The organism is Micromonospora sp. KC207, assembly GCF_004348615.1.
GTDB lineage: Bacteria > Actinomycetota > Actinomycetes > Mycobacteriales > Micromonosporaceae > Micromonospora.
Genome location: NZ_SMKJ01000242.1, coordinates 1 through 11,066, shown reverse-complemented (window position 1 = coordinate 11,066; position 11,066 = coordinate 1). Strand labels below are relative to the sequence as shown.

7 protein-coding genes and 1 riboswitch are annotated in these 11,066 nt (G+C 76.0%); of the genes, 3 read left to right on the top strand and 4 right to left on the bottom strand.

The genetic code is table 11. The features are described 5' to 3' along the window. Positions 1-123: 123 nt before the first annotated feature. On the bottom strand, positions 124-2,586 hold the full coding sequence (locus E1258_RS24730; protein ID WP_371688682.1) for a S8 family serine peptidase: 2,463 nt from the start codon (positions 2,584-2,586) through the stop codon (positions 124-126). A gap of 111 nt (positions 2,587-2,697) precedes the next feature. On the opposite strand from E1258_RS24730, the gene E1258_RS24725 reads away from it, so the two are divergent. Beyond that, positions 2,698-4,512: a glycerol-3-phosphate dehydrogenase/oxidase gene (locus E1258_RS24725; RefSeq protein WP_132405330.1), complete on the top strand. Its 1,815-nt coding sequence runs from the start codon at positions 2,698-2,700 to the stop codon at positions 4,510-4,512. Positions 4,513-4,624: 112 nt separating this feature from the next. On the opposite strand, the gene E1258_RS24720 is transcribed toward E1258_RS24725, so the two are convergent. Together E1258_RS24720 and E1258_RS24715 are read right to left on the bottom strand one after the other, a co-directional pair. Continuing rightward, on the bottom strand, positions 4,625-6,025 hold the full coding sequence (locus E1258_RS24720) for an FAD-binding oxidoreductase (RefSeq protein ID WP_132405324.1): 1,401 nt from the start codon (positions 6,023-6,025) through the stop codon (positions 4,625-4,627). A gap of 21 nt (positions 6,026-6,046) precedes the next feature. Further along, the gene (locus E1258_RS24715) at positions 6,047-6,673 is read right to left on the bottom strand and encodes a metal-dependent phosphohydrolase (protein ID WP_132405328.1); all 627 of its coding nucleotides are present in this window, start codon (positions 6,671-6,673) and stop codon (positions 6,047-6,049) included. Between the two features lie 192 nt (positions 6,674-6,865). Here E1258_RS24715 and E1258_RS24710 point away from each other — a divergent pair, with 192 nt between their 5' ends. Next, complete coding sequence (locus tag E1258_RS24710; protein ID WP_132405326.1) at positions 6,866-8,125, top strand: aromatic acid exporter family protein; 1,260 nt, start codon at positions 6,866-6,868, stop codon at positions 8,123-8,125. 76 nt (positions 8,126-8,201) lie between these two features. Here E1258_RS24710 and E1258_RS24705 read toward each other — a convergent pair whose 3' ends face one another. Continuing rightward, positions 8,202-9,473: an aminotransferase class V-fold PLP-dependent enzyme gene (locus E1258_RS24705; protein ID WP_132405322.1), complete on the bottom strand. Its 1,272-nt coding sequence runs from the start codon at positions 9,471-9,473 to the stop codon at positions 8,202-8,204. Positions 9,474-9,519: 46 nt separating this feature from the next. Beyond that, positions 9,520-9,639: riboswitch (SAM riboswitch) on the bottom strand. A gap of 66 nt (positions 9,640-9,705) precedes the next feature. On the opposite strand from E1258_RS24705, the gene E1258_RS24700 reads away from it, so the two are divergent. Then, the coding region (locus E1258_RS24700) for a PrsW family intramembrane metalloprotease (protein ID WP_165949892.1) at positions 9,706-11,066 on the top strand (1,361 nt) is incomplete at its 3' end.

Here is an 11,066-nt window from a genome sequence, read left to right as displayed (position 1 = left end):
CGTCTACGCCCGCCCCGAATCCCACGACGCTGATCGTTCCTGCCCGCCGACCCCGGGTCACCGGGGAAGGTGGTGAGAAGGGGACCTCTCTCTACCGTATGCGTCAACAAGGGGCACCTCCTTTCACCCGGCAGCGCGGACGGCGGCGTACGCGTCGACCAGGCCGGCCCCGGTGATGTTCGCGTCCCCGCCGCAGGAGTCGGCCGGGTCGCGGGAGGCGTACGTCGGCCCGGCCGGGACGGCGGTGTCGCGCAGGATCCGGCGGGTGCGGTCCAGGTCCCCGACCAGGGCCGGGTTCGCCGACCACATCAGCGCCACCACCCCGGCGACCTGCGGGGCCGCCATCGACGTGCCGTCCAGGGTGGCGTACCCGCCGCCCGGCATCGCGGAGAGCACCCCCACGCCCGGGGCGACCACGTCCGGCTTGGCCGCGCCGTGCACCGGCCCCCGGTTGGAGAAGTCGGCGACCTCGCGGTCCCGGTCGGTCGCCCCGACGGTGAAGACGTCCGGGTACGCCGCCGGCGGATCCTTGATCGACCGGCAGTACGGCCCGGTGTTGCCAGCCGCCGCGACCACGAAGATGCCGGCCGCGTCCAACGCGACGGTCGCCGGCCGCAGTGCCCCCGGGTCGCAGCCCTCGATCGGCGGGCAGCTCCACGAGTTCGTCAGCACCTGCGGCGCCCGCTCCGGACGCCCGTCGGTGAACGGGTCACCGCCGGCCGGGAACGGGGCCAGCATGAACTGGAGGCAGTCGAGGTAGCGCGCCGGGTTGCCGAGGTTACGGTCCAGGTTCACGCAGCCGATCCAACTCGCCCCGGGGGCCACCCCGATTCCGTTGCGCCCGACGGCGCTGCCCGTCGTGTGGGTGCCGTGGCCACCCTGGTCGGTCGGCGCCCGGGTGTGGTCCCACGGGTCGTACCAGGAGTCGTCGCCGCCCCGGAAGCCACCGGCCAGCGCCGGGTGCCGGCCGTCCACCCCGGAGTCGGAGCTGCCCACCACGATGCCGGCACCGGTGACGCCGAGCTGCGACCAGACCCGGTCGGCGTGGAGCAGGGAGACGTTCCAGGCCGGCCCGGACGGTGCGGCCCGATCACCCCGGCTGGTCGGCGCGCGGGCGGGCAGCGGGCGAAGCCGCTGGCTCAGCAGTACCCGGTCCACGTCGGTGCGGCGGGACAGCCAGGCCCGCACGGCCGGCCCGCCGTCCACCTCGACCGAGTTGACCAGGTAGTACGGCGTCGGGTCGAGCCCCAGCCGGGCCAGGTCGCGGCGCAGGCCGGCCTGGGTCCGCTCGGCCGTGGCCACCAGCCGCCGGTAGACCTCCCGGGCCCGGGCGTCCCGGCCCGCCTGCCCCGGCCCGCCGGCCGGCACATCGCGCAGGTCGGCCTGCTCGCGCAGCACCACGAGCAGCCGCTCGCCGTGCAGGCCGGGCTGGCCGGGACCGGCGTGGACCAGGGCCGCCCCGGCGAGCAGGATCACGGCGGTCGCCACCGCCACCCGCCGGCTCGGCGTGCGACCGCGCGGGCGGGCCAGCAGCACGCCGTACGCGATGGCCAGGAGCGCGGCCACCGCGAGGCCGCAGGCGGCGGCGGCTGCCACCCAGAACGGGATGTCCCGGGTGGTCGCCAGTACCAGGGTGACCTCCTCCGGGTCGGCGAAGGCCAGCGGTCCGAACGCGGCGAGCCCGACGAGCCAGCGGGCGGGCGTCGGCCCGGCGAGCCCGCCGGCCCGCAGCGCGGGTGCCTGGAGGGCGGCCAGCGCGAAGCCGAGCGGGGGCAGGGTCAGCAGGGCGGGCAGTTGCGCGCCGGCCTGCCCGGCACCGGCGGCGAGCAGCAGCAGCGTCACCCCGGCGACCAGGCCGCCGACCAGCACCAGGCGGGCGGGCCGGGGCGGCCGGCCGCCGGCGTGGTACGCCCAGAACCGGGCGTCGAGCAGCGCCCCGGCGAGGACGCCGACGGCCGCCGCGGCTGTCGCCGCGAGCGCGGTCTCCAGCAGCCCGCCGAGCGCTCCGAACCACACCCAGGGCAGCAGGGTCGCCAGTCCGGCGGCCACCGCCAGCGGGGTCACCGCAGAGGAGGGCACCGGCACACCCCCGCCCGAGCCGGCGGGCGCCTGCGGCCCGTCGGGGTCGGCGGCCGACGTCGTCGGGGCGGTGTTCGGCGGCGCGGCAGCCGGCGCGGCCCCCCGGGCCAGTCGGGGCAGCAGCACGGCGAGCAGGGCGGCCGTCACCGCCAGTGCGGCCAGGTACGCCTCGTGGTGCACCGGCGGCAGGGCGCGCAGCAGGGTGAGCGCGCCGAGGGCGAGCAGCCCGGCGAGCCAGGCGCGGCCGGTGGCCCGGACCGCCCCGGCGCGGGGCAGCAGGGCCAGCAGCAGCACCGGCACCCCGGCCAGCAGCACTGTCACCAGGGCGACCGCCGGCCAGAGCCAGACCGCCCGGTCCAGCCCGGTGGCGAGCCGGACCTGGTCGGCCAGCCAGCCGACCAGCTCGGCCGGCACGGCGACCGCGACCGTCCAGCACCCGACCAGCGCCGCCGCCACCACCGGCCACGGGCCGGGACGGACCGGCGGCGGGATCACCACGGGCGACAGAAAGGGACGACCTGCGTACGGACCGACCTCCACTCCCCGACAGTACGGCGAGATCACGACGTGCCGCGCGGCGGCCACGACGGCTACGGTGGACAGGTGCGTGACCCCAACATCTCCCGAAGCGTCGCCGGCCAGCTCTCCCCGGCGCGACGCGCCGCCGACCTGCGGCGACTGCGTGCCGAACGGTTCGATGTCCTCGTGATCGGCGGCGGCGTGACCGGCGCCGGTGCCGCGCTGGACGCCGCCTCCCGAGGCCTGAAGGTGGCCCTGGTGGAGGCGCGCGACTTCGCCGCCGGCACCTCCAGCCGGTCCAGCAAGCTGATCCACGGCGGCCTGCGTTATCTGGAGCAGTTGGAGTTCCACCTGGTCCACGAGGCGCTCACCGAGCGGGGGCTGCTCGCCACCCGGCTCGCCCCGCACCTGGTCCGGCCGGTGCCGATCCTGGTCCCGCTGCCCGCCGGGCGGGGTGTGCGCGACCTGCCCGGCCGCACCTTCCGCCGCTCCTACTACGGCCTCGGCGTGGCCGCGTACGACGCGTTCGCCGGGTTGTTCGGGGGCGGGCGGGGGATGCCGCTGCACCGGCACCTCACCCGGGAGGGCGCGCGGCGGATCTTCCCGAGCCTGCGCGCCGACAGCCTCGCCGGGGCGATCCGCTACTACGACGGGCAGGTCGACGACGCCCGGCTGGTGGTCACGCTGGCCCGCACCGCGGCCAGCCTGGGGGCGACCGTGGTCAGCAGCGCCCGCGCCGTCGGCCTCGTCCGGCAGGCGCGCGAGGTGACCGGGGTCCGGGTCCGGGACCTGGAGGCCGCGCCCGGCTCACCGGACGCCGAGTTCGAGGTACGCGCCCGCACGGTCATCGCCGCCACCGGCGTGTGGACCGACGACATGTCCCGGATGCTCAACGACGTTGGGCTGCGCCGTGGGGTCCGGGTACGGGCGTCCAAGGGGGTGCACCTCGTGGTGCCCCGTTCGGCGATCACCGGCGAGACGGGCCTGATCCTGCGTACCGCCACCAGCGTGCTGTTCGTGATCCCCTGGGGCGGGCACTGGATCATCGGCACCACCGACACCGACTGGCAGCTCGACCGGTCCCACCCGGCCGCGTCCGCCCGCGACATCGCGTACCTGCTGGAGCAGGTCAACGCGGTGCTGGACCGGCCGCTCACCACCGACGACATCGAGGGCGTCTACGCCGGCCTGCGGCCGTTGCTGGCCGGCGAGGCAGACTCCACCTCCAAGCTGTCCCGGGAGCACGCGGTCGTCGAGCCCATGCTCGGGCTGCTGCTGGTCGCCGGGGGCAAGTACACGACGTACCGGGTGATGGCCTCCGACGTGGTGGACCGCGCGGCCCGCCGGCTCGGCGGGGTCCGCCCGTCCCGCACGGCCGATTTGCCGCTGCTCGGCGCCGACGGGTACGCCGCGATGTGGCGGGACCGGGCCGACCTGGCCCGCCGGCACGGGATGCCGGTCGGGGTGGTCGAGCACCTGCTGGAGCGGTACGGCACCCTCACCCTCGACCTGCTGGCGCTGGTCGACGCGGATCCGCTGCTCGCCTCGCCGCTGGCCGGTGCACCGGAATACCTGGCGGCCGAGGTGACGTACGCGGCCCGCGCGGAGGGGGCGCTGCACCTGGAGGACGTGCTGACCCGACGTACCCGGATCTCCATCGAGACCGCCCACCGCGGCCTGGAGTCGGCCGAGCACGCCGCCGAGCTGATGGGTTCGGTGCAGGGTTGGGACGCGGCGACCCGGGCGCGCGAGGTCGCGCACTACCGGGCCCGGGTGGAGGCGGAGCGGGAGTCCCAGCTCATGCCGGACGACGCCACCGCGGACGCGGCCCGGCTCGGCGCGCCGGACGTGCGGGGCTTCGCGGCGGACCGGGCCGACGGTGATCCCGTCGAAATCCCGTCGTCCCCCCGGTAGCCGAACCCTCGCCGGTCGGCGGGTCACCCCTGGGGTACGGGATCCTGCTGCTGCTCACCCAGGTCACCCCAACGTGAGGCCACCGCCTGACGTCGGGCTGCCCGGGGCGGCCTCAGAGCACCTTGCCGGGGTTGAACAGCCCCGCCGGGTCGAGCGCCGCCTTGATCGCCTGGTGCACCCGCACCCCGACCGGCCCGATCTCCCGGGCCAGCCAGTCCCGCTTGAGCAGCCCCACCCCGTGCTCGCCGGTGCAGGTGCCGCCCAGCGCCAGGCCGAGCCGCATGATCTCGTCGAACGCCCGCCGGCCCCGCTCCACGCTGGTCGGATCGGCGCGGTCGACCACGATGTTCGGGTGCAGGTTGCCGTCGCCGGCGTGCCCCACCACCCCGATCGGCACGGCGCACTCCTCGGCGATCCGCGCCACCCCGTCCAGCAGCTCGGCGAGCGACCCGCGCGGCACCGCCACGTCGTCGATGACCAGCCCGCCATTGCCACCCGGATACGCGTCGGCGGCGAACTTCTCCATCGCCGGGTGGGCCAGCCGGCGGGCCTGCAACAGCGCCGCCGCCTCCACGGCGTCGGTGGCGGCGTACACCTCGTCGGCCCCGGCGTTCCCGCACACCTCGGCGATCCGGGCCAGGTCCTCGGCGGCCCGCGAGCCGGTGTCCACGGCGGCCAGCAGCAGTGCCTGCGCGTCGGTGCGCAACCCCATCGGCTGATACGCCTCGATCGCCCGCAGGTGCGTGCGGTCGAGCAGCTCCAGCAGGCTCGGGGTGAGCCCCCTCGCGGCGATCTGGGCCACCGCCGTGCCGGCGTCCGCCGTGGAGTCGAAGACGGCGACCAGGGTCAGCGACTCCTCCGGGGCGGGCCGCAGCGCGACGGTCACCTCGGTGATCACGCCGAGGGTGCCCTCCGAGCCGACGAAGAGCCGGGTCAGGTCGTACCCGGCGACGCCCTTGGCGGTGCGTCGGCCGGTGCGCAGCACCTCGCCGGAGGCGAGCACCACCTCCAGGCCGAGCACGTACTCGGCGGTCACGCCGTACTTGACGCAGCACATGCCGCCCGCGTTGGTGGCGACGTTGCCGCCGATCGTGGACGACTCCCAGGAGCCCGGGTCCGGCGGGTAGTACAGCCCCTCCCGGCGGACCGCGCCGGCCAGTGTCGCGTTGACCACCCCGGGCTGGACCACGGCGATCCGGCCCACCGGGTCGATCTCCAGAATCCGGTCCATCGCCACGGTGCTCAGCACCACCGCGCCGTCCACCGCGTTCGCCGCGCCGGCCAGCCCGGTCCGCGCCCCCTGCGGCACCACGGGTACGCCGTGCCGGGCCGCGGCCCGCACCACGCCGGCCACCTCCTCGGTGCCGCGCGGGCGGACCACCACCAGCGGCGTCCCGGCCGCACACAGGTCGGCCTCGTCCCGCTCGTGTGTTCGTAGCAGGTCCGGGTCGGTCAGGACGGCGGTGTCGCCGAGGAGGGCGCGCAGGTCAGCGAGGAGGGGGGGTCCGGCCATGCAGCTGAGGCTAACCGGCGGCTAGCGGAGGGTGGCTAGTTCGCGGGTGAGGTTTGTGCGGGCCAGGTGTTCCCAGATGGGTGCCAGGTCGGGGAGGCGGTAGAGGGTGGGCAGCGCCAGGAGGGACTCCAGGACCCGGGCGCGGCCCTGCCGGAAGTCCCGGTCCGGGACGTGGGCGTACTCCTGGCGGACGGCGGCGGCGTACCGGTCGTACTCCTCGGGCGGGTCGGCCAGCACGGCCAGGTCGGCGTCGCAGAGCAGCGCCCCGTCGCGGTCGGCGGCGGCGACCGCGTGCCCGGCGGTGAGCAGCACCAGCCGGCGGACCTCGGCCGCCGCCGTGACCGGTGCCCCGAGCCCGGTCAGCAGCGCCTCGGCGAGGTCGGCGCTGGCCCGCTCGTTGGCGTCCCCGGCGGCGCGCGGGTCGTAGATCGCATCGTGGCACCATGCGGCGAGCCGGACCAGGTCCGGCTGGTCGGCCAGCACGGCGTACGCGTCGACCACGTCGAGTACGGCGGTCAGGTGCCGGACCGTGTGGTAGCGCCGGTGCGGCTCCCGCCAGCGGGTCAGCAGGTCCTCTCCGGCGCGGGCCAGCGCGGGGCCGTCGGGCGCGCCGGCGCCCCGGGCCGCCGCCCGCCACCGGTCCAGCAACCCGACCGCCCGGTCGTCTTCCGGCCCGACCGGCTGGCCGTTGCCGAGCCTGAGCGCCCGGTCGGCGTCCAGCCCCGCCCGGTCGGCGTCCGGGTCGGGCCTCCGGCCGTCGTCCAGTTCCGTCACCCGACCGAGTCTGCCGCAGCGGGCGAGGATTCACCGTCCCTCCGGCGGGTAGTCCCCGCCATGGCCGTGGCCCGGGACCGCCGACCCTCGTTGCTGCGGCGTGCCGGGCTGCGCGAGGGCGACGCCGACGTCGACGCGCCAAGGATCGCGGCGGCGATGGCGCAGCTTCGCCAACGGGGCCGGGCCACCCTGCACGACCGGCTGCACCGGGTCCGGATGGCGCTCGGGCTGGCCGGTCAGGCCGGGCTGGCCGCGGCACTGGCCTGGATCGTCTCCCACGAGCTGATGCACAACCCCCAGCCGGTCTTCGCGCCGATCTCGGCGGTCGGCACCCTCGCCGCGTCGGTCGGCCAGCGGCTGCGGCGGACCGTCGAGCTGATCGTCGGGGTGGCGGTCGGGGTGTTCCTCGGCGACGTGCTGATCTATTTTCTGGGTACGGGGGGCTGGCAGCTCGGGTTGGTGGTGACGGCGGCCATCCTGCTGACCATCTTCTTCGGCGCGAGCGTGGCGATCGTCATCCAGGCCGCCGCGACGGCCGTGCTGATCGTCACACTCAGCCCGTCCACCCAGGACCTGGAGATTCCGCGCTTCGTGGACGCGTTCGTCGGCGGCGGGATCGCGCTGGTGGTCACGGCGCTCCTGCTGCCCCTGAACCCGCTCCAGGTGATCAACCGGGCCGCCCGACCCGCACTCGACCTGCTCGCCGAACAGCTCGACGTGGCGGCCAGGGCGCTGCGTGAACGCGACCGGGACAGCGCCCAGGCCGCCCTGGAACGGCTCCGGGAGAACAAGGCGGAGCTGGCCACGCTCACGGAGGCGATCGAGGGCGCGAAGGAGACCAGCACCCTCTCCCCGGCTCGCTGGCACCGGCGCAGCGAGCTGACCCACTACGCCGAGGCGGCCGACCCCATCGACCGGGCGATGCGCAACAGCGGCACCCTGATCCGGCGCGCGGTGACCATGATCGAGGACGAGGAGCCGGTGCCGGAGCCCATGCCCGAGGCGGTGGTCCACCTCGCCGAGGCGGTCCGCCTGCTCCGCCACGAGTTCGCCGTCGGGGCGGAGCCGGAGAAGGCCCGGGAGCGCTGCCTGCGCGCCGTCAGCGAGGCTGGCCGGGCGTACGAGCAGGGGGTCGGGTTCTCCGGCAGCGTGGTGATCGCGCAGGTGCGGACCACCGCAAGCGACCTGCTGGTGGCCTCCGGGATCGAGCAGCAGGAGGCGAACCGGCTAATCCGGCAGTCCTTCGGCGAGCAGGAGAAGCCGGCCACGGGCACAACCGAGGCCGGCGGCTTCCCGAAGCCCCCCACGGCCCCGCCCCTGGGCTGAGTGGTGCGAGGCACGGGGACGCGGCGCGCGGGGAGGCGCGCACCAGGTGCCGGGACGCGGGGACCAGGATGGGTGGCTAGCTCAGCTCGGCGAGGGCGGCCAGCAGGCGGTCGACGTCCTGTGCCGTGCTGCCCAGGCCGAGGCTCGCCCGCAGGGCGGTCGACGGCAGGTCCGACCGCCCGCTGCGGGCCGCCGCCTCGGCGAGCAGCCGCCGGGCCAGCGGGTGGGCGCAGAACAGGCCGTCGCGGATCCCGACGTCGTACCGGCCGGCCAGCTCCGCCGCGACCTCCGCCGAGTCCCGGCCGGCGACCACGAACGAGACGATGCCGACCCGGGGGGCGTCCGGGCCGAAGGTACGCAGCTCCACCACGCGGGGCAGGGCGCTCAGGCCGTTCCGGAGCCGGGCCAGCAGGACCTGCTCCCGGGCGTGCAGCGCGACCCGGTCCGCGTCGGCGAGCGCGGCGCAGACCGCCGCGAGGGCGACCGCGCCGAGCAGGTTGGGCGTACCCGCCTCGTGCCGGGCCGGGCCGGCGGTCCAGCGCACCTCGTGCGTGGCGTCCCCGACATGGCCGGTCGCGCCCCCGCCCGCCAGGTACGGCGGGGCCGCGTCCAGCCAGTCGCCCCGCCCGAGCAGCACCCCCGCGCCGAACGGCGCGTACAGCTTGTGCCCGGAGACGGCCAGGTAGTCCACGCCGAGCGCGGCCACGTCGACCGGGGCGTGCGGGGCGAGCTGGGCGGCGTCCACGGCGATCCGGGCGGCGTGCCGGCGGGCGACGGCGGCCAGCTCGGCCACCGGCCAGCGCTCCCCGGTCACGTTGCTCGCCCCGGTGACCGCGACCAGCACCGGCGGGCCGGCGACCGCGCCCCGGCGCAGCTCCGTCAGCGCCGCGTCCAGCGCCCGGACCGCCTCGCCCGGGCCGGCGGGCACGGGCAGCCGCACCGAGCCGCGCGGCCAGGGCAGCAGGTTGGCGTGGTGTTCCCCGGCGAACGTCACCACCGTCGTCCCGGCGGGCAGGGCGCGGGCCAGCAGGTTCAGCGCGTCCGTGGTGTTCCGGGTGAAGATCACGTGGTCGTCGGCCCGGGCGCCGAAGAAGTCGCCGACGGTCTGCCGGGCCCGCTCGTAGGCGAGGGTGCAGCGCCGCGACAGCGCGCCCGCGCCGCGATGCACGCTGGCGTACCAGGGCAGCAGCTCGGCCACAGCGTCGGCCGCCGCCCGCGCGCACGGCGCGCTCGCCGCGTGGTCCAGGTTGGTCTGGCCCGGCACACCGAGCACGTCGAGCGGCCGCGACGACGCCGGCGCGGTCCGCGCGGGCAGCGGGGCGGGCGGGGGTACGAGGGTGACGGTCATGGCCGACCTCCGGGTCCGGGGACCCCGGGTGACGCCACCGGGACGGGGTCCGCGCTTGCCCAGCGCCGGACGGGGCTGGGCCCGGTCATCACCCGGGGCACCCCACCGCGAACTCGACGAGGGTTGCCGGCCAGCAAGCCGGGGCTTGACGCTGGCGCTCGTGACCTGCCCACAGGATAGCGGCCACCGGATGCGCCCGGAACGGGCGGCGGGGGGTGACTACGCTGACAGAATGGCCGACACCCCGACCGGCGGCGCTGCTGTGCCGCCGTGGACCGCGCCCGACGCCCCCGCGCCGCCCGGCGGGCCCGCCCCCCGGATGACGCTGCGCCGGCTGGGCTGGCGGCGGTTCCTGGTGTTGGCCCTGGTGGTGCTGCTGATCGCGGCGTGTGCGGTCTACATGCTCTTCGTGCTCGGCTCCAACCTCGGGCCCCAGGCGCTGCTGATCGGCCTGGTCGCCGCGATCCTGCCGGTACCGGTGCTGGTCTCCTGCTTCCTGTGGCTCGACCGGTACGAGCCGGAGCCGCTGAAGTACCTGATCTTCTGCTTCGCGTGGGGCGCGTTCGTCTCCACGGCCGCCTCGCTGACCGTGAACGAGTTCTTCGCCGCCCGGTTCGCCGACTGGGGGCTGCCGAACGCCCTCACCGGGGTGCTGGTCGCCCCGTTCATCGAGGAGCTGACCAAGGCGCTCGGGCCGATCCTGCTGCTGATCTTCCGCCGCCGAGAGTGGTCCGGAATCACCGACGGTCTCGTCTACTGCGGGCTGTCGGCCGTCGGCTTCGCCATGGTGGAGAACATCCTCTACCTGGGCGGCTACGGCTACGCCTCCGGCGTCGACGAGTACGGCCCGGCCACCGGCGCGCGGCAGGTCATCGCGATCTTCATCGTCCGGATCCTGCTGTTCGGGTTCGCGCACCCGCTGTTCACCTCGATGACCGGGGTGGGGCTCGGCATCGCCGCCCGGACGGCCGACCGGCGGGTGCGGTTCCTCGCCCCGCTCGCCGGCCTGCTGCTGGCGATGATGCTGCACGGCACCTGGAACCTGCTGCCGTCGCTGGCGCAGGCCACCGGCCAGGTCATGATCGCGCTGTACGGCTACCTCGGCGTCATGGTGCCGATCTTCTTCGCCATGGTCGGGCTGGCGGTCTGGCTGCGCGGCTGGGAGGGGCGGCTGACCGAACGCACCTTGCCCGACTACGTGCGGGCCGGCTGGCTCACCCCACCCGAGGTGGCGTCGCTGGGCAGCTTGGGCCGGCGGCACGCGGCCCGGACGTGGGCCCGCCGGGTGGCCGGCGACGCGGGCCTCAAGGCGATGCGGGGGTACCAGTTCTCGGCCACCCGGCTGGCTCTGCTGCGCGACGGGATGCGTCGAGGGCTGGACCGCAGGCCGGCCGACCGGGAACGGACCGCGCGGGAGGAACGGGAGCTGCTGGACGCGCTCACCGCGTACCGGTCGTTCTTCGTCGGGCGGGACCCGCAGGCCCCAATCGGCAGTTGGGACGGCCACCGTTACCACCTGCGGTTCCCCGACGGCTCGCACCGGCCCGTCGAGGCGCCGGACGAGCCGGTGGTGCCGATCCCGGTGGTGCTCGT

What these genes read in the sequence shown, in the direction of transcription:
- E1258_RS24720 (WP_132405324.1), bottom strand. Translation starts at nt 6,025, where the DNA reads ATGGCCGGACCCCCCCTCCTCGCTGACCTGCGCGCCCTCCTCGGCGAC.
- E1258_RS24705 (WP_132405322.1), bottom strand. Translation starts at nt 9,473, where the DNA reads ATGACCGTCACCCTCGTACCCCCGCCCGCCCCGCTGCCCGCGCGGACC.